The sequence below is a fragment of the Cryobacterium sp. RTC2.1 genome, from assembly GCF_035018685.1.
GTDB classification, from domain to species: domain Bacteria; phylum Actinomycetota; class Actinomycetes; order Actinomycetales; family Microbacteriaceae; genus Cryobacterium; species Cryobacterium glucosi.
Genome location: NZ_JASJXJ010000033.1, coordinates 1 through 20,439, shown reverse-complemented (window position 1 = coordinate 20,439; position 20,439 = coordinate 1). Strand labels below are relative to the sequence as shown.

Here is a 20,439-nt window from a genome sequence, read left to right as displayed (position 1 = left end):
CTCGACCGATGGGAGCCGCGGGATGACAACGGAGTCTGTCGCGCTGCGGCTGCACGCCGCGGCCTCAGCGGATGCCGCCCTCGCCTCCGACCTCCGCGCCGCCTACCGGGGCCGGCACGACGTGCTCGACGCACTCTGGTGGCGGGCGCACCCGCTCACCGGCACCCCGGGCGGGCGACCGGATCCCGCCGCAGAACTGCCCCGGTTGCAGGCCGCGGTGTACGCGCGCCCGGGCCCGGACGGCTCCCTCGAGGCGAGTGAGCGGCGGCTCCACGACCTCACCGCCCAGCTGCGGCAGGACGCGACCGACCTCGAGGCACTGCTGGTGCTGTTCCCCGACGGCGCGGCCTCCCCCGACGCCGTCCACTCCCGGGGCACTCGCCCCCTCGATGCTGCCGGCACATCCGACGCCGACGCGACCGCACGTCCCGCCCGCGCGTTCCGCGGGCCGACCCGCCGGCGCAGCGTGCTCCTCGTCGCGGCCGGGTTCCTCCTCGGCGGGATCGCCGTCGCCACGACCTCTGCCCTGTTGTCCCTCGGCGGCCCGGTGAGCGGCCCGGGCACCGAGCCGGCGGCATCCGCTTCGCCAGGGCTTCTCGCGCTCTTCGACCAGCCGCCGATCCCCGACCAGACCACGATCGATCTCGGTCCCGAGTTCCGGCGGGATTCGATCCACGCGATGTTCGTCGAGCGCGAGACCAGCTCCTTCGTGTACGTCGCGCGGCGGGGCGACGACCTCTACTGCGTCATCCTGCGCACCCAGGGCCAGCAGGGCGCGAGCGCGTGCGTCGGCCTCGCCGAAATCGCCCGCCGCGGCCTGACCCTCACGGCGACGGTGCCGGTCAATCCCTTCACCCTCGGCAAGGACTCCCTCGAACCGGCGGGCGCCCTCGCTGACGTCACGATCCGGGTCAGCACCGACGGCGTCGTATCGAGCGAGACCGCCCCGCATCCAACTTCCTGACCGGCAGCACCTGTTCCCGGCGGCGCACTCGCTAGGGTGAGTGTCACAACCGTCGGGGGGCCGGAATGGTATTCGAGATCAGCGCAGAGTCCGAGCAGTACCGGCGGGCGGGGCGACTGCGCGAGGCCGCCCAGGCGGATGCCGCGCTCCAGGAAGTCCTGCGCCGCGGCTACCCGGGTCGCCACGACGTGCTCGACGCCCTCTGGTGGCGGGCGCATCCGCTCACGGAGACGCCGGCCGGCCGGCCGGACCCCGCTGCCGAGCTCCCGGAGTTGCAGGCGGCGGTGTACTCCCGTGCCCGCTCGCCCGAGTCGGCTTCCGAGGACGAGCAGCGTCTCGCGGCCCTGCAGCTGGCGCTCGGCCGCGACACCGCCGACCTCGACGCACTCCTCGGCCAGTACCCCACCCTCGAGGCCGGCGCGCTCGCCAAAACCGGACCATTCCTTCCCGCGAGAGTACGAAAAGTGCCCTTATCGGACCCCGATACGGGCACTTTTCGTACTCTCGCGGAGGGAGGAGCGGATGCAGCGGCGGGAACCGCAGCGGGCCCGGGGCCGGAAGCCGCGGCGCCGCGACGCCTGCGCGTGCTGCGCGCAGGAGCGCTGGTGCTGGCGGGTGCCGCGGTCGGGGTGCTCGCCCTGCTCGTTCTGCAGGCGAGCGGTCTGGCCGGCGCAACGGATGCCTCTGGCGGCGCTACCCCGACGGCCGGAGCCTCCGAGACGGCCGGGCCCGCCGCATCCGCCGGAAACCTGCTCGGGGTCTTCGACCAGCCCGAATTCGTGCCCGACGACACCACGCCCGCCCTTGGCGGCGAGTACACCTCGGTGCACAGCCTTTTCGGACCGGTCCTCGAAACGGGACTGCCGTACAGTGTCTTCGCGGCACGGCTCCGTGACGACCAATACTGCCTGATCCTCCGCAACGCCGACCTCACCGGCACGAGCGCGTGCACCACGCTCGACGAACTCGCCGGGAGCGGGCTACACCTCAACGCCACGGTCATGGGCTCGCTAGGGACGGCAGGCCCCCTCACCGTTTCGGACGCCTACGACCAGCTGATCGACGTCAGCGTCGATTGGACCGCAGACGGAATAAGCTCATCGAGCGGCCCGCACCCTAGCGCGGACGGGTAGCCCGGGCGCCGAGTACCGCCACACCCGCCGAGGATCGCCCGCACACCGGGTCGTCTGGGCGGAACCGGCGACACTCGACCGTGGTCGGCCGCGGCGAGGCTCGTCAAGCGGGCGGGTCACGCCGTGCCCGTGAGTTCCTTCTCGACGAAGTCCCTGCGGCGGCGTTGCACCCGCATCCAGATGAAGAAGCCCGTGATCGTGAACGCCCCGTAGAACACGTACAGGATCGCCGAGGCGTAGTACCCGGCGCTGACCAGGAGCGGTACCCCGACGATGTCGACCGCGACCCAGATCAGCCAGAACTCGGTCCAGCCCTTGGCCATGCCGTAGGTCGCGAGCAGGGAGCCCGTGAAGATCCAGGCATCAGCCCAGACCGGTTCGAAGGAGCCGAGGGCACGGAAGATCGGGGTGAGCACGAGGGTGCCGGCGACCATGCCGAGGCCGAGCAGGATGCGGGTGCGGTTGCCCGCCCAGTGCGGCACGACCGCGGCGCGAACGGTGGAGTGGCGGCTCCGCGACCACTGGATCCACCCGTAGATCGACACGATGATGAACATCACCTGTCGGCCGGCCTGGCCGAGCAGGTTCACCGGGTTGGGGGTACCGAAGACGGCGCCGAGGAACACCGTGAACAACAGCGCATTGCCCGCCATGCCGACCGGCCACGCCCAGACCTTGCGGCGCATTCCACCGACTGCGCTCAGTATCCCGAACGCGTTGCCGATCACCTCGCGCCAGAGGATGGTCTGCGTACCGATCTGAAGTTGCGCGTCGAACAGCCACTCAATCGGATTCACAGGTCAACTTCCTCGCCGGGGCTGGTCCCTCCGCCTTCTTCCAACTTACCGCGAACGCTTTCGGGCGGCTTCGGCTCAAGCTCGTCGGCCAGGCGCAGCCCACGCTCGGCCCACCCGATTTCCTGCTCGGCCCGGGCGATGAGCCCCTCGTAGGCGAAGAGCTTGTACGCCGCGATGCGCGGCCGCTCGGACTCCGGGCTGATCAACAGTCTCTGGACGAAGATCGGATGCGTACGGTCCCGGATCGCGGCGAACTGGCCCTGCCACTGCTCGCGCAACCCGGCCCAGTGCCGCACGTGCGCCCGGAGCTGCTCCCGGACCGAGTCCGGGTCGGCCCACTCGAAGTACGCCGCACGCAGGTGCGCCGGGTCTCGCTCCCGCGAGTACTCGACCGGTTCGGCCATCCACGCACGGAACGCCTGCTCACCTAGCGAGGTGATGTGGTAGACCCGCTTCGTCGCCTGGGTCGCCTGGGTACTCCGGGCAACTGCCGTCGCCTCGATCAGTCCCCCGGTTTCCATCCGGCGCAGTTCCGGGTAGATCTGCGAGTCCGGGGCGCTCCAGACGTGCCCGACCGAGCTGTGGAAGGACTTGGCGAGGTCGTAGCCCGTCATGGGCTGCGCCGTCAGGAGCGCGAGGAGGGCGTAGCGCAGGCTCATGGTTTGATTCTGGTCCCTGAAAGGGTCTTGTGGTTTCACTATCGACATAGGTATTGTTGCCCTCCATTGACCTATCGCTGTGATGCCAGGTGCATGATGTCCGGACGAAGGAGTCCCGATGAAGGAAACGACCGTCGACAAGATCCTCGGCCACCCGCTCAACGCCTGGTACGTCGCGGCCTGGGACCACGAGGTCAATCGCAAGCCGCTCGCGCGAACCGTCGCGAACCGTCCGCTCGCGCTGTACCGCACCGAGGACGGTGACGCCGTCGCCCTCGCCGACGCGTGCTGGCACCGGCTGGCGCCGCTCTCGATGGGCAAACTGGAAGGCCGGGACGGCATCCGCTGCCCGTACCACGGCATCCTCTACAATTCGGCGGGCCGCTGCGTCTCGATGCCGGCACAGGAGACCATCAACCCGAGCGCAACGGTCGCGTCCTTCCCCGTCGTGGAACGGTACCGCTACGTCTGGGTGTGGCTCGGCGATGCAGCCCTGGCCGACCCGGAGCTCGTGCCCGACATGCACCAGATGGATGACCCGGAGTGGGCAGGAGACGGCCTGACGATCTCGGTGGACTGCAACTACCAGCTGGTGCTCGACAACCTGATGGACCTGACCCACGAGGAATTCGTGCACAGTTCCTCGATCGGCCAGGAGGCGCTGAGTGAATCCGAGTTCACGGTGCACCATGACGAACGGACCGTCACCGTGGAACGCTGGATGCTCGGCATCGACGCTCCCCCGTTCTGGCTGAAGAACATGCGCGACAAGTTTCCCGGCTTCGAGGGGAAGGTCGACCGCTGGCAGATCATCCACTTCGAATCGCCGACCACGATCAACATCGACGTCGGTGTCGCGCGGGCCGGCACCGGGGCGCCGCAGGGCGATCGAAGCCAGGGCGTCAACGGCTATGTGATGAACACGATCTCGCCCGTCACCGACCGTTCCTCCCGCTACTTCTGGGCGTTCATGCGCAATTACCGGCTCGAAAGCCAGGTGATCACCACCCAGCTGCGCGACGGGGTCTCCGGCGTCTTCAGGGAAGACGAGGACATGCTCGTCGCCCAGCAGGCCGCGATCGACGCAAACCCCGACTACGAGTTCTACAGCCTGAACATCGACGCGGGCGGGATGTGGGTGCGGCGGCTGATCGAACGTCAGCTCGCGGCGGAGGGACGCCTGCCCGCGCCCGTCGCTGCCGGCTGAGCGGCGGCGACGACGATGGCAACGTCCCACGCGGCGGTCTGGCAGCGCGCCACGGTCGTCGACTCGACCGCCCTCACCGACGACATCCGCCGGATCGTGCTCGCGCCCGACCACCCGGCCAAGGTCGACGCCGGCGCGCACATCGACGTGCGCGTGCCGATCGGCGGGGTTCTGGACCGCCGGTCGTACTCCGTCGTCGACGCCGGCCCCGACGGCCGGACCCTGGCGATCAGCGTGCTCGACTCGCCGCGGTCCCGCGGCGGCGCGCGGGCGATGCACGCCCTCCGGCCCGGCGACACCGTCGAGATCACCCAGCCGATCGTCGACTTCCCCCTCCGCGTCGGAGCCGCGCACTACGTGCTGCTGGCCGGCGGCATCGGCATCACTGCGGTCATGGGCATGGCGAGGGTGCTCCGGTCGGTCGGCGCCGATTACACGCTCGTCTACGCCGGGCGCAGCCGGCCGGCGCTGGCCTACGTCGAACACGTGCAGAACGCGCACGGCGACCGGCTGAGACTCCACATCACCGACGAAGGCAACCCGCTCGACGTCACCGAGCTCGTCGGCGGGGTCGAACCGGGCACCGAACTCTACCTGTGCGGTCCGATCAGGCTGATGGACGCCGTTCGCCGGGCCTGGATCGAACGCGAGCTCCCCTACCCCGACCTCCGGTTCGAGACCTTCGGCAACAGCGGCTGGTTCGCCCCCGAGGATTTCGTCGTGCGCATACCGCGGATCGGCGCCGAGGTCACCGTCCGGGCGACCGAGACCATGCTCGAGGCGCTCGAGGCCGCTGAGGTCGACCTGATGTTCGACTGCCGCAAGGGTGAGTGCGGACTCTGCGAGGTGCGCGTGCTCGACCTCGACGGAGACATCGACCACCGTGACGTCTTCTACAGCGAGCGCCAGAAGGACTCCCGCGGCACGATGTGCTGCTGCGTCTCCCGAGCCGTCGCCCCGCCCGGCGGCACCGCCGTCGTGACAATCGACATTTCCTGATCCTCCGCACCCCTACCCAACCGCAATCACCCTGAAGGAGAACCGCCCATGACACTCACCGTGAACGAGACCGCGACCACCCCGTTCCTCGACCCCGCGGCGTGGTCGGGGAAGATCTACATCAACGGGGAGTGGGTCGCCGGGTCAGGCGGCGATCTCCCGGTCATCGAGCCGGCGACCGGCGACGAGATCGGCCGGATCGGGATCGCCACCCCCGTCGACGTGGCCAGGGCCGCCGCGGGCGCGGCCGCGGCGCAGAAGGCCTGGGCCGCGACCGCGCACCCGGTGCGCGCCGCCGTGCTGCGCCGGGCCGCCGCGCTCCTGGAGGAACACGCCGACGAGATCATGGACTGGAACGTGCGGGAAGTCGGCGCGGTTCCCGGGCTTGCCGGCTTCGCCCTCCACGTCGGCGCTCAGGAATGCTATGAGGCGGCGGCGTTGCCGTCGCATCCGCTCGGCCAGGTACTCTCGAGCGAGGAGCCGAGGATCTCCATCGCCCAGCGGGTGCCCGTCGGCGTCGTCGGAGTCGTGTCGCCGTTCAACGTGCCGATCATCCTCGGCATCCGCGCGGTGGCGCCGGCGCTCGCGCTGGGCAATGCGGTCGTGCTCAAGCCGGACCCGCGCACCGCTGTGACCGGCGGCGTGATGATGGTGCGCATCTTCGAGGAGGCCGGCCTGCCCGCCGGGCTCCTGCAGCTGGTGACCGGCGGCGCCGATGTCGGCGAGGCCATCGTCACCGACCCGAACGTGCGGGTGATCGCGTTCACCGGCTCGACCAGGGCCGGTCGCGCCGTCGGCGAGCTCGCGGGAAAGCATCTCAAGCGTGCCCACCTCGAGCTGGGCGGTAATTCCGCCTTCGTCGTACTCGCCGACGCAGACGTCGACAAGGCCGTCAACCTCGCGGCCTGGGGATCGTTCCTGCACCAGGGCCAGATCTGCATGACGGTCGGGCGGCACATCGTGCACGAGAGCATCTTCGACGAGTACGTCGAGAAGCTCGCCGCGAAGGCGGACTCCCTTGCCGTTGGCAACCCCGCCACCGAGCACGTGCACCTCGGCCCGATCATCGACGAGAACCAGCGCGACCGCATCCACCGCCTGGTCACGAGCTCGATCGATTCCGGCGCGAAGCTGAGGGCCGGCGGCAGCTACGACGGGCTGTTCTACCGGCCCACCGTGCTCGCGGACTCGCCGCTGGATGCCCCCGCCTTCTGCGAGGAGGTGTTCGGCCCTGTCGCATCCGTGGTGCGGTTCAGCACCGAGGACGAGGCCGTGGGCATCGCTTCGGCGACCGAATACGGGCTCGCGCTCGGCGTCGTGACCGCCGACGCCATGCGCGGCCTCGAACTGGCCCAGCGGATCCCGTCCGGCATCGTGCACATCAACGACCAGACGGTCAACGACGAGGCGAACACACCGTTCGGCGGCGTCGGCTCGTCCGGCACGGGTTCGCGGCAGGGCGGTGCGGAGGCCAACATCGACGCCTTCACGGAGACGCGCTGGATCACCCTGCGCCGCACGCCGGGCAGCTACCCGTTCTGAGCGGAGCCTAGTTCACATCGTTGGGGTGGGAGCCCACGCGGCCCGAGCGCTCGAGCGCGGAAATCGTGGCGAGTTCGGTGTGACTGAGCTCGAAGTCGAAGACGTCGAGGTTCTCGATCATGCGCGCGCGCCGGTTCGACTTCGGGAACAGGATGTTGCCGGTCTGCAGGTGCCAGCGGATGACCACCTGAGCGGGGCTCTTGCCGTGCGCCTCGGCCGCGACGACGACGACGGGCTCCTCAAGGAGTGGGTACTTGCCCTGGCCGAGGGGTCCCCACGCCTCGATCTGAATCCCGTGGGCGCGCGCGAACGCGGTGACTTCAGGCTGCTGGTGCGCGGGGTGCAGCTCGATCTGGTTGACCGCCGGGACGACATCCGTCTCGGCGAGAAGGCGTTCGAGGTGCGGCACGAGGAAATTCGAGACACCGATCGAGCGTGCACGTCCGGAGGCGCGGATCTTCTCGAGCGCCTTCCAGCTCTCGATGTAGCTGTCCTTCGCCGGCGTCGGCCAGTGGATGAGGTACAGGTCGACGTAGTCGAGCCCGAGCTTCTCGAGGCTCAGGTCGAAAGCGTCGAATGCGCTCTGGGTGCCCTGTTCGCTGTTCCACAGCTTCGTCGTGACAAAGAGCTCGGAGCGAGGCACGGCGGATGCCGCGATCGCGGCCCCGACTCCGGCTTCGTTCCCGTAGATCGCGGCCGTGTCGAGGTGGCGGTAGCCGACCTCGAGTGCGTCGGAGACGATGCGGGTCGTTTCGTCCGGATCGACCTTGAACACACCGAAGCCGAGCTGAGGAATGGTGTGGCCGTCGTTGAGGGTCAGGGTGGGCACAGAAGTCGTCATGGGCCCACCCTAAACGCCGGAACCGGACGGAACCTGACCTGCGTTGCTTCAGCGGGTGAGCTGGAGCTTCCACGCCTCGGGCTCGCGGGAGAGATAGCTCACCGTGAACCGGCCCGGGTGTCGCTGTTCGAGCTGGGCGAGGAGGGGCAACGGGTCGTGGGGAGCGACGAGGACCAGGCCGCCGCCGGGGAGGACAGCGTCCAGCGCACCGAAGATCGCGGCGTGCCGGATCGCGTGCGGGAGCTGCCGGGCGTCCAGTTCTGGGTACCCTGCGGCCTCGGCCTCGCCGCAGGTGCAGGTGTGGCCGGCGGGCTCGTCGTGGGCCGCGGGCCGGGGTGCGGATGCGGGAAGGAGGGGGATCATGTCAACCATGATTTAAACCTAATATATTCCGCTTTAATTAGCGAGCGGGTCGACGGGCACCCAGTCGCCGCGGAGGCGCACCTCGCACAACTCGGGAAGGACGAAGGGGCGCAGCTCCACGTCGTCCGGGTCGTGCCCGCCGGAACGGGCGATGCCCCGGATCAGACCCAGGTGCAGCGAGCACACCACCGCGGGCGTGTGCCTGGCTTCGTCGCGGAAGGGACAGGCCCGGAGCTCGACGACCATACCGTCGCGGGCATCCGTCTCGCTCGGCGACGCCGGCTGACCGGGCGACGCCTCAAGCGATTGGGCGATCGGGTCGAAGCCGAGGCCGTCGAGGATGTGCACGAGCGGCCCGACGTCGCTCGCTCCCCCGGCCGCCCCTGTGCCCGGTTCGCTCTCGCGCGCCTCGAGGTCGAAGGCGGACGACCAGCGCTCGCCGGCGCGGATCGCCCGTGCCCGGCCGCCGTCGTCATCCTCGGCGAGGGCGCCGACGAGGGCGTGGCTGAGCAGCCGCTGCACACCGTCTTCGCGCACCGCGGGATTCACGGTGAAGAGGATGCGCGGACGCCCGCGGATCCCGGTCCGGTCGACGGCACGGCGGATCAGCCCGGCACCCTCGAGCTGGTCGAGATGGAAGCGCGCGGTTGTCACGTGCAGGCCGATGCTCGCGGCGACGGCGGCGGCGTCGACGGGCTCGCGGGCACCCGCGATCAACTCGAGCACCCGGCGGCGCGCATCCGAGGCGAGGGCCGCGTGCCGGTCGCCGATTCCCTGTCCGTCTACCATGGTTTGAGCGTAACAGTCTCCGGTTAAAGCGCCAGGCCGGGAGGACCCGCCCGCGCGCACCGGGCACCCGGAAGTCTTACGATGGAATGCTCATGATTCCCCTTGTCATCACCTTCCCGCCCGAACTCCCCGTCAGCCAACGCCGCGAGGATATCGCGCGCGCCATCCGCGACAACCAGGTCGTCATCATCGCGGGCGCGACGGGCTCGGGCAAGACCACCCAGATCCCGAAGATCTGCCTCGAACTCGGGCGCACGAGCATCGGCCACACCCAGCCGCGGCGGCTCGCCGCCCGCACGATCGCCGAGCGCATCGCCGAGGAACTCGGCCAGGAGGTCGGCCAGGTCGTCGGCTACCAGGTGCGGTTCACCGACCAGGTCGGTCCTGACACCAAGATCAAGCTCATGACCGACGGCATCCTGCTGAACGAGATGCACCGCGACCGGATGCTGCGCAAATACGACACGATCATCATCGACGAGGCCCACGAGCGCAGCCTCAACATCGACTTCCTGCTCGGCTACCTGCGCCAGCTGCTGCCGCAGCGCCCCGACCTCAAGGTCATCATCACCTCGGCGACGATCGACCCGCAGAGTTTCGCCGAGCACTTCGCGGCCGCCGACGGCACGCCGGCCCCGATCATCGAGGTCTCCGGCCGTACCTACCCGGTCGAGATCCGCTACCGCCCGCTCGTGGCCGAAGCGATGGCGGACGATGACGACGAGGACCAGGCCTCGGCGACGCCGCCGGTGGACCGCGACTACATCGAGGGCATCTCCGCGGCGCTCGACGAACTCGAGCGCGAGTCGAACGGCGACGTGCTCGTCTTCCTGAGCGGAGAGACCGAGATCCGCGACGCAGCGGATGCCCTGCAGGGCAAGTTCGCCAGTGGCGACCGCACGAGCCCGACCGAGGTGCTGCCGCTCTACGGCCGGCTCTCCTCCGCCGATCAGCACAAGGTCTTCCAGCCCTCGACCGTCGCCGGGGTTCGGCGCCGGATCGTGCTCGCGACGAACGTTGCCGAGACCAGCCTGACCGTCCCGGGCATCCGTTATGTCATCGACGCCGGAACCGCAAGGATCAGCCGGTACAGCGTGCGCTCGAAGGTGCAGCGGCTGCCGATCGAGGCGATCAGCCAGGCCTCCGCGAACCAGCGCTCCGGGCGCAGCGGGCGCACGAGCGACGGCATCGCGATCCGGCTGTATTCGGAGGAGGACTTCGGTCGCCGCCCGGAGTTCACCGAGCCCGAGGTGCTGCGCACTAACCTCGCCGCCGTGATCCTGCAGATGATCTCGCTCGGCCTCGGCGACATCGCCGCGTTCCCGTTCCTCACCCCGCCGGATTCCCGCGGTATCAAGGACGGCCTCGACCTGCTCGCCGAGCTCGGCGCCGTTGCGCCGGGCAGTGGGGTGAGCAACGCGAGCGGCGGGGTGTCCAAGCTCACCCGGATCGGGCAGCAGCTCGCGAAGCTGCCGATCGACCCCCGCTTCGGGCGGATGGTCATCGAGTCCAAGACCCAGGGCACCAGCCGCGAGGTGATGGCGATCGTCGCCGGCCTCACCATCCAGGACCCGCGGGAACGGCCGCTCGAGCGGCGCGCGCAGGCCGACCAGCAGCACGCGCGGTTCGCGGACCCGACGAGCGACTTCCTCGGCCTGCTGAACCTCTGGAATTACCTCGAGCTCAAGCAGAAGGAACTCGGCTCGAGCGCCTTCCGCAGGCTCTGCAAGAACGAGTTCCTGAACTACCTGCGGGTGCGCGAGTGGCAGGACGTCTACAAGCAGCTCCGCCAGCTCGCCAAGCCGCTCGGCCTACACATCGGCGACCCGGCGGTCAACCCCGACGGCATCCACCGCTCCCTCCTCGCCGGGCTGCTCTCGCACATCGGCCTCAAGGATGTCGCGAAGAAGGACTACATCGGCGCCCGCCAGCAGCGCTTCGTGATCTTCCCCGGCTCGTCGCTCGCGAAGAAGCAGCCCAACGCCGTGATGAGCGCGGAACTCGTGGAGACCAGCCGGCTCTTCGCCCGGATGAACGCCGTCGTCGACCCCGCCTGGGCCGAACCGCTCGCCGGGGACCTCTGCAAGCGCAGTTACTCCGAACCGCACTGGGAGAAGAAGCAGGGCTCCGTCGTCGCCTACGAGCGGGTCACCCTCTACGGGGTTCCGATCGTGCCGCGCCGCCGCGTCCAGTTCTCCCGGGTCGACCCGGCCTACGCCCGCGAGCTCTTCATCCGGCACGCCCTCGTCGACGGCGAATGGGACCTCGACCGCGTCGACCAGCGTGTCACCGCGTTCGACCGGGCCAACACGAAGCTGCGCAAGGAACTCGCCGAGCTCGAGGAACGCACCCGGCGCCGCGACATCCTCTTCGACGACGAGGCCGTCTTTGAGTTCTACCAGCGCCGCATCCCCGCGGAGGTCTGCTCGACGCGCACCTTTGAGACGTGGTGGCGCAAGGCGCGCGCCGAGACCCCCGACCTCCTCACGATGACCGCGGAGGCGCTCGTTCCCGACGAGGCCACCCCGGAGATCGACGAGGCCGTCTTCCCGCCGACCTGGCACCAGGGCGACCAGCGTTTCCACCTGAGCTACCGGTTCGAGCCGGGGGCGGATGACGATGGCGTCGCCGCCCTGATCCCGCTCGCCCTCCTGGCCCGGCTCTCCCCCGCCGGCTTCGACTGGCAGGTACCGGGCCTCCGCGCCGACCTCGTGACCGCGATGATCAAGTCGCTCCCGAAGAGCATCCGCCGCAACGTCGTGCCCGCCGCCGACTGGGCGGCCCGGCTGCTCACCGAGCTACCGCCTGCGCCCGGCGAGGCCCGCACGGCGAAGGACACGAGCAGCATGGGCGGCACGAGCATCGGCGCCCGGCTCGGCGCGGGCACGGGGGCGGGTTTCGAGCCAGAGGCTGCGCCGTTCACCGAGATCCTCGCGGGCCTGATCCAGCGGCTCACGTACGTCCCGGTGAACGCAAACGACTTCGAGCTCGGGCGCGTACCCGCGCACCTCCGGATGACGTTCCGCGTCGTCGACGACCGCGGGCAGGCGATGGCCTCCGGAAAGGACCTCGGCGAGCTGCAGCGCAGGCTCGGCTCCCGGGCCCGCGAAAGCGTCGCGGCGGCATCCGCTGCCACGCCCGTGAACGCGATCGAGCGCGGCGGCCTCACGACCTGGGATTTCGCGGAACTCCCCCGGTTCATCGACACCAAACAGGGCGACAACACCATTCGCGGCTACCCGACCCTCGTCGACGAGGGCACGAGCGTCGCGATCCGGATGATGAGCACCGCTGCAGAGCAGGCGAGCACGCTGCCGGGCGGGGTGCGCCGGCTGCTGCTGCTCGCGACGCCGTCTCCGGTCGCCTACGTGCAGCAGCACCTGACCGGGGCGGAGAAGCTCAGCCTCGCCACGAGCCCTTACCGCACCACGCAGGCCCTCTTCGACGACTGCCTCGCGGCCTGCGTCGATGAGGTGCTGTTCCGGGTGAACCCGAGCGGCCAGGTCTTCATGAAGGCCGAGTTCGACTCGATCCGGGACCGCGTGTCCGGGGTGCTGATGGACTCGATGTTCGAGGCCGTTGGGCTCGTTGCGCGCATCCTCACCGCCTCCCGGGCCGCCGACAAGGCGCTCAAGGCCTCGACGAGCATGGCGTTGCTGCCCGCGCTGACGGATGCCCGTGCCCAGCTGGCCGGACTGATCTACCCCGGCTTCGTGAGCGCGACGGGCCTCGCCCAGCTGCGCCACCTGCCGCGCTACCTCGGCGGCATCAGTTCACGGATCGTGAAACTCGGCGACAATCCCAGCCGCGACCGGGTCTGGATGAATGAAAGCCAGTCGGCCACGGCCCGCTACGAAGCTGCCGGCGGCCGGATTCCGCTGGCCCCCGGCATGGCGGCGAACCTCGTGCGCGCACGCTGGATGATCGAGGAGCTGCGGATCAGCCTGTTCGCGCAGGAGCTCAAGGCCGCGGAGTCGGTGTCTCTGCAGCGGATCCACAAGGTCCTGACCAGCTGACCCCGACATCCGCCGGGGTCAGCTGGTGGCTAGAGCACCTTCGAGAGGAACGCCTGCGTGCGGCGGTGTTGCGGGTTGCTCAGCACGAGCTCGGGGTCGCCGGACTCGACGACGACGCCGCCGTCCATGAACACGAGCGAGTCACCCACCTCGCGGGCGAAGCCCATCTCGTGGGTGACCACGATCATCGTCATGCCCTCCTTCGCGAGGCCCTTCATCACGTCGAGCACCTCGCCGACGAGTTCGGGGTCGAGCGCGCTCGTCGGCTCGTCGAAGAGCATCAGCTTGGGCTCCATCGCGAGCGCGCGGGCGATCGCGACACGCTGCTGCTGGCCGCCGGAGAGGTGCGCGGGGTAGTAGTCCGCGCGTTCGGCGAGTCCCACCCGGGCGAGCAGGTCGCGGGCGGTGCGCTCGGCTTGCGCCTTGGGCAGCCCCTTGACCCGCAGCGGCGCCTCCATCACGTTCTGGAGTGCGGTCATGTGCGGGAACAGGTTGAAGCGCTGGAACACCATGCCGATGTCCCTGCGCTGCTTCGCCGCTTCCTTGGGCGCCATCTCGTAGAGCTTGCCGTTGGTCTCGCGGTAGCCGATCAGCTCGCCGTCGACGCTCAGCCGCCCGGCGGAGAGCACCTCGAGGTGGTTGATGCAGCGCAGGAACGTGGACTTGCCCGAGCCGCTCGGCCCGACGAGGCACATCACCTCGCCGCGTTTGACCTCGAGGGAGATGCTCTTGAGCACCTCGTGCGAGCCGAAGCTCTTCGAGACCTGCTCTGCGAGCACCATCGGCACGTAACCGCGGGCAGCGGATGCCGCGTTCGGCGTGGTCAGGTCGCTCATGACGGGCCTCCCTGGCCGGTTTCGGGTTCTCGGCCGGTGCGGGTCGCCGGCGCCTGCTCGGAGCCGGGCACGATCGTGACGCCCGTGATCGGGTCGGGGTTGGAGCCGCCGCCCTTCTTGTCCGGCTGACGGTCGCCGATGCCGCGCGCGAAACGCTTCTCGAGGAAGTACTGGCCCACCATCAGGATCGAGGTGAAGAACAGGTACCAGATCGACGCGACGATGAGCAGCGGGATCGGGTTGAACGTCTCGGCGGAGATGTCACGGGAGCGGGCGAACAGGTCGAAGCTGAACGGCACCGCCGTGACGAGCGAGGTCGTCTTGAGCATCGAGATGACCTCGTTGCCGGTCGGCGGGATGATCACCCGCATCGACTGCGGCAGGATGACCCGGGTCATCGTCTGCGACCAGCTCATCCCGAGCGCGGTCGCGGCCTCTTCCTGGCCACGATCGACGGCGAGGAGTCCGGCACGGACGATCTCGGCCATATACGCGGCCTCGTTGAGCGAGAGGCCGATCACCGCGAGGGCGAACGTGCTGAGCGCGGCGTTCGTCTCGAACGACACCCACGGGTGCATGAACGGGATGCCGATGTCGATGCTCGAATAGATCAGCGAGATCAGGCCCCAGATGGTCAGCTGGACGTAGACCGGTGTGCCGCGGAAGACCCAGAGATAGAACCACGCGAGGCTCTTCACGACCGGGTTGGGCGACAGCCGCATCACCGCGAGGATCACGCCGAGGACGATCGCGATCACCATCGAGTAGACGGTGAGTTCGAGGGTCACGAGCGCGGCCTGGGAGATGCGCCGGTCGAACAGGTACTTCGCGACCGTCGGCCAGTCGTACGCGGGGCGGAAGGCCGCGTCGACGATAGCCAGGGCGAACACCACGATCAGGATGATCGCGAAGACCATCCGCCAGGGGTGACGCAGCCGGATGGCTTTGATGGGAACCGACGCGGCCGGGGCGGCCGGATCGGCCGGGGACGAGGCGGGCCCCGCCCCCCGGCCGTTCAGATTCGGCGTGCTCACCGGTTAGCCGTTCGCGGCTGCGTTGATCGTGATCTTGTCGATGCCGCCGTCGGCGACACCCCACGTGTCGAGGATGGCCTTGTAGCTGCCGTCGTCGACCATGGACTGCAGTGCGGCCTGGACGGCCTTGCCGAGGTCAGAGCCCTTGGCGACGACCATGCCGTATGGCGCGACGTCGAAGGTCTTGCCCGCGAGCTGCAGCTTGCCCTTGGTCTGGGCGATGGCGTAGAGGGTGACGGGAGAGTCGGCGCTGAGCGCGTCGGCCTGGCCGAGTACGACCGCGTTCGTCGCGGCATCCTGGGTGTCGAACTTGAGCTTGTCGATCGCGGGCTTGCCGGCCGCGACGCAGGCGTCGCTCTTGGCGGGGACCTCGTCGGTGTCCTCATAGGTGGTCGCCTGCACGGCGACCTTCATGCCGCAGGCGTTGTCCGGGTCGACGGTCTTGTCCTTGGCCGATGCCCACTGGATACCGGCGGTGTAGTAGTTGACGAAGTCGACCTGCTGCTCGCGCTCGGCGGTGTCCGTGAACGAGGACTCGCCCATGTCGGCCTTGCCACCGGCGACGGAGGGGATGATGTTGTCGAACTTGGCGACCTGGAATTCGGCCGTGAGCCCGAGCTTGGTCGCGACCGCGCTCGCGATCTCGATGCCCCAGCCGATGGGCTTGCCTGCTTCGTCCTTGAACTCGTTGGGGGCGTAGGTCGGGTCGCTGCCGACGATGAGCTTGCCGGAGGACGCGATCTTGGCGGGAACGAGTGCGGCGGCCGCGTCGTCCTTGGTGATCGCTGCGGCCGAGGCGCTGGTGGTCGAGCCGGTCGAGGGCGTCGAGTTGTCGACGCAGCCGGTGAGCATCAGTGCGGCCGCGGCGGCGACGGCGGGGAGTAGGTATCGAGCGCGCATATGCGGAACCTTCTTTGTTTGTCGGTGTCAGGGGTTCGTCATTGAGTCCGTAAACGGTAAGCGACAGAGGTGAGCATATAACAGGATGCTCACGCGGATTCTGTGCGCAGGTCACGTTTTGGACTAGCTAAAGCGAGCGTGAGGGGGACGTGTCTCGATCAAGTATGGCCGTTGGCGTGTTTCGGGCAGATTTCGCCGGGTGCGACGACAGCGCCCGAACCGCCGGCCCGCCCAGTTGCGCACAAAGCACCCTCGTCGCGACGACGAAGGTGCTTTGACCGCAATTCAACCCCGGCGACGGGCGTTATTCGGCGGCCTTGGCCGCGGTTGAGAGCATCGTCACGTAGTCGTCGAGGCCCCAGGTCAGCGAGAGACCCGTCGGCGGGGAGACGGACGAGATGAATGCCGCGCCGACCGGGGAGGCGACGGAACCACGCTGCACCTGCGGCATGGCCTGGGCGTACCCGGCGGAGAGGAACGCATCCGATTCCTCCTGCGTCGTCCCGAAGTTCACGAGCACGTCACTCGTGAGCTTGTCGAGCTGTTCGTGGCTGAGCGTGTAGTAGAAGCTCGCCTCGTCGGTCGCGAGGGCATCGACGGCGGGTGCGTTCACGAAGCCGAGGTCGAGGGTGAATGCGACGCGGGGGTCTTCCTTCTTGTAGACGTAGAACGTTCCTCCGCTGTCGCTCGTGAGGGCGATGGACTTGCCCGCGAACTCGGGGTGGGCTGCCGCTGCCGCGGCGATCTTCGCGTCGATGCCCGCGAGAAGGGTGGTCGCTTCAGCGGACTTGCCGAGAGCCGTTCCGGTGATCGTGATGAGGTCGCGCCAATTCGTCGCCCAGGGCTGGTCCGGGTAGCCGACCACGGGGGCGATCTTGCTGAGCAGCGCGTACTGCTCGGCGGTGATGCCCGAGTATGCGGCAAGGATGACGTCGGGTGCGGCCTTGGCGATGTCCTCGTACGGCGGCTCCGTGGAGTCGGGCAGCACGGTCGGCGTCGGCGTTCCGCTCGTCGCGAGCGCCTCGGAGATCCAGGGCAGCACGCCCTGGGCGTCACCGGCGTATGCCTGGAACGGCATCGCGACGGGAATGACGCCGAGGGCGATCGCGTCGTCCGCGCTGCCCCAGCCCCAGGTCACGACCCGGGTCGGCTGCTTCGGGATCACGGTCGACCCGAAGGCGTTCTCGATGGTGACGGGGAACGACGCGGCTGCGGAGTCGCCCGCCGCAGCATCCGTTGACTGGGGCGCCGGCGCGGAACAGCCGGTCAGCGTCAGGGCGACGAGGGCGGCGACGGCGACAAGCGCGCGAATGGGGGGACGGTGCACGGGAAACTCCGGTTTCTCAGTTGTCTCGGGGAGGGACATGGTTCGACTAGATTAGGTTAGCCTTACCTAATATAGCGGATGCCGCGGTCGGAGCGGGATGGAACCTCCCGATCGGCACGACGAGCGGTGAGCCGCAGACCGGGTCGGGGATGACGAGGGCGTCGAGCCCGAAGGCGGAGCGGACGACGTCGACGGTCAGGGTGTCCGCGGGCGGCCCTGCGGCGATGATCCCGCCTGAGCGCATCACGAGCATTTCGTCGGCGTACCGGGCCGCGAGGTTGAGGTCGTGCAGGACCATCACGATCGTGGTCCCGCGGGTGCGGTTGAGCTCGAGGAGGAGGTCGAGGACCTCGATCTGGTGGGCGACGTCGAGGAAACTCGTCGGCTCGTCGAGCAGCAGGATGTCGGTGTCCTGGGCGAGGGCCATCGCGATCCAGACCCGCTGGCGCTGGCCGCCGGAGAGCTCCTCGAGCCGGCGCGCGGCGAGGTCGAGGGTTCCGGTGCGCACGAGGGCGTCGGCGACGATGGCGTCGTCGGCGGCCGTGGTGCCGCGGAACCAGCCCTGATGCGGATGCCGGCCGCGACCGACGAGTTCGCCGACGGTGATTCCCTCCGGCGCGAGCGGCTGTTGCGGCAGGAGGCCGAGCACGGTCGCGACCCGCTTGCCCGGAATCGTCGCGATGTCGGTGCCGTCGAGGAGGACCACGCCGGTCTGCGGGGTGAGCAGGCGGGCAAGTCCGCGGAGGAGGGTCGATTTGCCCGAGGCGTTCGCGCCGACGATGACCGTGATCCGGCCGACGGCGATCTCGAGGTCGAGGTCTGTGACGATCGGGACGCCGTCGTAGCCGAGGCCGAGGGCGACGGTGCGCAGCTCGTGGTGCGTGCGGTCGCCCGGTTCGGCGGCTGCTGGACCCGCGAAAGCCGGGACCGCTGTCTGCGGGTCGGGAGCGTGCGGTTCGGGCTGGGTCATCGGGTTCCTTCTGTGCTGTCGCGCGGGATGCCGCGGGTGCTGCCGGCGCCGCTGCCGCCCGCCGCTCCGGTCGCGAGCAGCCAGAGCAGGTAGGGCGCTCCGATGGCGCCGGTGACGACCCCGGCGGGGAGCTGGAGTCCGCCCGGGAGCAGGTGCTGGGACGCGAAGTCGGCGGCGCTGACGATCAGGGCGCCGACGAGGGCCGAGGGAACGAGGCTCAGTCCGCCGGTGCCGACGAGGCGGCGGGCGATCGGCGCGGACACGAACGCGACGAACGCGAGCGGGCCGACCATGGCCGTCCCGAGCGCGGCGAGGGCGACGGCGACGATGAGGAGTCCGAGCCGGTTGCGCTCGGCACCGACCCCGAGGCTCGTGGCGAGGTCGTCGCCCAGTTGCAGCGCGCGAAGACGCGGAGCGAGCATCCACACGATCGGCAGGAGCACCGCGAGTCCGACAGCGACGACCGCGATCTCGGGCCAGGCGGCACCGCTCACGCTGCCGACGAGCCAGGTCAGGGCGTCCTGGGCGTCGCGGAGCTCGGCGCGGCTGAGCAGGTAGCCGAGCAGGCCCTGCACCATGAACGCGATGCCGACGCCGATGAGCACGAAGCGGTAGCCGGCGACGCCTCCGGTGCCTCCGCCGCGACCGCGCCAGGCCAGCAGGTAGATGACGGTCGCGACGAGGATCGCGCCGCCGAAGGCCGCGAAAGCGGTCGCGAGGCTGCCGAAGCCGAGCACGAGCATCCCGAGGACCGCTGCGGCGCTCGCCCCGCCGGTGACGCCGACGATGTCGGGGCTCGCGAGCGGATTGCGCAGCACGGTCTGGAACAAGGCGCCCGAGAGCGCGAAGGCGACGCCGGTCAGGAGCGCGAGCACGAGCCGGGGCAGGCGCAGGGTCAGCACGATGAAGTTCTCGGCCCCGGTGCCCTGGCCGGCGAGGGTGCGGAGCAGGTCGGGCACCGCGACGGAATAGGAGCCGACGGAGAGGCTCAGCGCGGCGACGACGAGCACCGCCCCGGAGAGGACGATCACTGTCCGGCGCTCCCGGCGGCGCCGTGCACCCCGCGCCGCGCCGAGCACAGCCGCGGGCGCGAGGACCGGAGTGCTTGTGCTCACAGCCCGACCGCCTTGGTGCCTCGCACGAGAGCAATCAGCACGGGGGCGCCGAGGAACGCGACGACGAGGCCGGCCTCGATCTCGCCGGGGCGGGCGATCACGCGCCCGATCACGTCGGCGAGCAGGAGCAGGGCGGGGCCGAGCAGCGCCGAGAGGGAGAGGGTCCAGCGGTAGTCCGGGCCGGCGAACCAGCGGGCGAGGTGCGGAACCGCGAGGCCGACGAAGACGATCGGCCCGGCGAGGGCGGTCGCCGAGCCGCAGAGCAGCACGACGGCGACGAAGCAGACGATCCGTGCGGCCACGACGTTCTGGCCGAGGCCGCGGGCGAGGTCGTCTCCGAGGGCGAGCGCGTTGAGCATCCGCCCGGCCGTCGCCGCCAGAATCGTGCCGGCGAGGATGAACGGCGCGAGCTGCAGCGCGGTGTCGAGGCCGCGGGCGGAGAGGGAGCCCGCAGACCAGAACCGGTAGCGGTCGAAGGTCGACGGGTCGCTGAGCAGCACGATGGTGATCAGCGAGGTGAGCGCCGCGGTGAGCGCCGTGCCGGCGAGGGTGAGCTTGACGGGGGTCGCTCCCCCGCGTCCGAGCGACCCGATGACGTACACGACGGATGCCGCGACCGCGGCCCCGACGAAGGCGAACCAGACGTAGCCGAGCGCGCTCGTGACTCCGAAGACGGCGATGCCGGCTACGACGAAGAGGGAGGCGCCCGCGTTGACGCCGAGCAGGCCGGGGTCGGCGAGGGGGTTGCGGGTGACGCCCTGCATGAGCGCACCGGCGAGGCCGAGGGCGAGGCCCGCGAGCAGGCCGACGACCGTGCGCGGGATACGCAGGTCGAGCACGACCAGCTGGTCGGTCACGGCGGGGTCGGGCCGGAACAGGGCGTCGAGGACGGTGCCGAAGGGCACGTCCCGCGCGCCGACGACGAGGGAGGCGATGATCACGAGGAC

18 protein-coding genes are annotated in these 20,439 nt (G+C 69.7%); 6 read left to right on the top strand and 12 right to left on the bottom strand.

Annotation, left to right across the window (positions count from 1 at the left end; genetic code table 11):
* Positions 1-22 precede the first annotated feature (22 nt).
* Positions 23-964, top strand: a complete 942-nt coding sequence (locus QN357_RS06480) for a hypothetical protein (RefSeq protein ID WP_323504685.1) — start codon at positions 23-25, stop codon at positions 962-964.
* Between the two features lie 65 nt (positions 965-1,029).
* Complete coding sequence (locus QN357_RS06475; protein ID WP_323504684.1) at positions 1,030-2,097, top strand: hypothetical protein; 1,068 nt, start codon at positions 1,030-1,032, stop codon at positions 2,095-2,097.
* 116 nt (positions 2,098-2,213) lie between these two features.
* Here the strand turns inward: QN357_RS06475 and pnuC are convergent, their stop codons facing one another.
* Both pnuC and QN357_RS06465 read right to left on the bottom strand, forming a co-directional pair.
* The gene (gene pnuC, locus QN357_RS06470; protein WP_134559920.1) at positions 2,214-2,894 is read right to left on the bottom strand and encodes a nicotinamide riboside transporter PnuC; all 681 of its coding nucleotides are present in this window, start codon (positions 2,892-2,894) and stop codon (positions 2,214-2,216) included.
* Positions 2,891-3,553 (bottom strand): PadR family transcriptional regulator, encoded by a 663-nt coding sequence (locus QN357_RS06465; RefSeq protein WP_134559922.1) that lies wholly within the window; start codon positions 3,551-3,553, stop codon positions 2,891-2,893. Before QN357_RS06465 ends, pnuC begins: the two co-directional genes overlap by 4 nt.
* Positions 3,554-3,671: 118 nt before the next feature.
* Here QN357_RS06465 and QN357_RS06460 point away from each other — a divergent pair, with 118 nt between their 5' ends.
* Genes QN357_RS06460 through QN357_RS06450 form a run of 3 tightly spaced genes read left to right on the top strand, consistent with a single transcriptional unit; the run spans position 3,672 to position 7,301 of the window.
* Entirely contained in the window at positions 3,672-4,760 is a 1,089-nt protein-coding gene (locus tag QN357_RS06460) for an aromatic ring-hydroxylating oxygenase subunit alpha (protein ID WP_134449361.1), read from the top strand.
* Between the two features lie 15 nt (positions 4,761-4,775).
* Positions 4,776-5,759, top strand: coding sequence for a PDR/VanB family oxidoreductase (locus tag QN357_RS06455; protein ID WP_134449360.1), 984 nt, complete (start codon positions 4,776-4,778; stop codon positions 5,757-5,759).
* Between the two features lie 48 nt (positions 5,760-5,807).
* Positions 5,808-7,301, top strand: a complete 1,494-nt coding sequence (locus QN357_RS06450) for an aldehyde dehydrogenase family protein (RefSeq protein ID WP_323504683.1) — start codon at positions 5,808-5,810, stop codon at positions 7,299-7,301.
* Between the two features lie 7 nt (positions 7,302-7,308).
* Here the strand turns inward: QN357_RS06450 and QN357_RS06445 are convergent, their stop codons facing one another.
* The 3 genes from QN357_RS06445 to QN357_RS06435 are packed head-to-tail and all read right to left on the bottom strand — an operon-like array spanning position 7,309 to position 9,294.
* Positions 7,309-8,142, bottom strand: coding sequence for an aldo/keto reductase (locus QN357_RS06445; RefSeq protein ID WP_134449358.1), 834 nt, complete (start codon positions 8,140-8,142; stop codon positions 7,309-7,311).
* 48 nt (positions 8,143-8,190) lie between these two features.
* Positions 8,191-8,514: a DUF2249 domain-containing protein gene (locus tag QN357_RS06440; protein ID WP_134449357.1), complete on the bottom strand. Its 324-nt coding sequence runs from the start codon at positions 8,512-8,514 to the stop codon at positions 8,191-8,193.
* A gap of 24 nt (positions 8,515-8,538) precedes the next feature.
* Positions 8,539-9,294 carry a helix-turn-helix transcriptional regulator gene (locus tag QN357_RS06435; protein ID WP_134561532.1) on the bottom strand — a complete coding sequence of 252 codons (756 nt, stop codon included), beginning with the start codon at positions 9,292-9,294 and terminating at the stop codon, positions 8,539-8,541.
* Between the two features lie 86 nt (positions 9,295-9,380).
* Here QN357_RS06435 and hrpA point away from each other — a divergent pair, with 86 nt between their 5' ends.
* Positions 9,381-13,310, top strand: a complete 3,930-nt coding sequence (gene hrpA / locus QN357_RS06430; RefSeq protein WP_416347609.1) for an ATP-dependent RNA helicase HrpA — start codon at positions 9,381-9,383, stop codon at positions 13,308-13,310.
* Between the two features lie 29 nt (positions 13,311-13,339).
* Here the strand turns inward: hrpA and QN357_RS06425 are convergent, their stop codons facing one another.
* The 7 genes from QN357_RS06425 to QN357_RS06395 form a co-directional block, all read right to left on the bottom strand.
* Positions 13,340-14,092, bottom strand: coding sequence for an amino acid ABC transporter ATP-binding protein (locus QN357_RS06425; RefSeq protein WP_134449397.1), 753 nt, complete (start codon positions 14,090-14,092; stop codon positions 13,340-13,342).
* 50 nt (positions 14,093-14,142) lie between these two features.
* On the bottom strand, positions 14,143-15,180 hold the full coding sequence (locus tag QN357_RS06420; protein WP_370294755.1) for an amino acid ABC transporter permease: 1,038 nt from the start codon (positions 15,178-15,180) through the stop codon (positions 14,143-14,145).
* Positions 15,181-15,183: 3 nt separating this feature from the next.
* On the bottom strand, positions 15,184-16,080 hold the full coding sequence (locus QN357_RS06415) for an ABC transporter substrate-binding protein (RefSeq protein ID WP_134449354.1): 897 nt from the start codon (positions 16,078-16,080) through the stop codon (positions 15,184-15,186).
* 304 nt (positions 16,081-16,384) lie between these two features.
* A complete protein-coding gene (locus QN357_RS06410; protein WP_241987371.1) occupies positions 16,385-17,407 on the bottom strand; it encodes an ABC transporter substrate-binding protein in 1,023 nt (340 codons plus the stop codon).
* A gap of 46 nt (positions 17,408-17,453) precedes the next feature.
* A complete protein-coding gene (locus tag QN357_RS06405; protein WP_323504681.1) occupies positions 17,454-18,377 on the bottom strand; it encodes an ABC transporter ATP-binding protein in 924 nt (307 codons plus the stop codon).
* Positions 18,374-19,492, bottom strand: a complete 1,119-nt coding sequence (locus QN357_RS06400) for a FecCD family ABC transporter permease (protein WP_134561536.1) — start codon at positions 19,490-19,492, stop codon at positions 18,374-18,376. Before QN357_RS06400 ends, QN357_RS06405 begins: the two co-directional genes overlap by 4 nt.
* A partial coding sequence (locus QN357_RS06395) for a FecCD family ABC transporter permease (protein ID WP_323504680.1) occupies positions 19,489-20,439 on the bottom strand: 951 nt, incomplete at its 5' end. The genes QN357_RS06395 and QN357_RS06400, both read right to left, overlap by 4 nt.

Coding starts and splice junctions, on each gene's coding strand:
- QN357_RS06480 (WP_323504685.1), top strand. CDS start 23: ATGACAACGGAGTCTGTCGCGCTGCGGCTGCACGCCGCGGCCTCAGCG.
- QN357_RS06475 (WP_323504684.1), top strand. CDS start 1,030: ATGGTATTCGAGATCAGCGCAGAGTCCGAGCAGTACCGGCGGGCGGGG.
- QN357_RS06465 (WP_134559922.1), bottom strand. CDS start 3,553: ATGAGCCTGCGCTACGCCCTCCTCGCGCTCCTGACGGCGCAGCCCATG.
- QN357_RS06460 (WP_134449361.1), top strand. CDS start 3,672: ATGAAGGAAACGACCGTCGACAAGATCCTCGGCCACCCGCTCAACGCC.
- QN357_RS06455 (WP_134449360.1), top strand. CDS start 4,776: ATGGCAACGTCCCACGCGGCGGTCTGGCAGCGCGCCACGGTCGTCGAC.
- QN357_RS06450 (WP_323504683.1), top strand. CDS start 5,808: ATGACACTCACCGTGAACGAGACCGCGACCACCCCGTTCCTCGACCCC.
- QN357_RS06445 (WP_134449358.1), bottom strand. CDS start 8,142: ATGACGACTTCTGTGCCCACCCTGACCCTCAACGACGGCCACACCATT.
- QN357_RS06440 (WP_134449357.1), bottom strand. CDS start 8,514: ATGGTTGACATGATCCCCCTCCTTCCCGCATCCGCACCCCGGCCCGCG.
- QN357_RS06435 (WP_134561532.1), bottom strand. CDS start 9,294: ATGGTAGACGGACAGGGAATCGGCGACCGGCACGCGGCCCTCGCCTCG.
- hrpA (WP_416347609.1), top strand. CDS start 9,381: ATGCTCATGATTCCCCTTGTCATCACCTTCCCGCCCGAACTCCCCGTC.
- QN357_RS06425 (WP_134449397.1), bottom strand. CDS start 14,092: ATGGTGCTCGCAGAGCAGGTCTCGAAGAGCTTCGGCTCGCACGAGGTG.
- QN357_RS06415 (WP_134449354.1), bottom strand. CDS start 16,080: ATGCGCGCTCGATACCTACTCCCCGCCGTCGCCGCCGCGGCCGCACTG.
- QN357_RS06405 (WP_323504681.1), bottom strand. CDS start 18,377: ATGACCCAGCCCGAACCGCACGCTCCCGACCCGCAGACAGCGGTCCCG.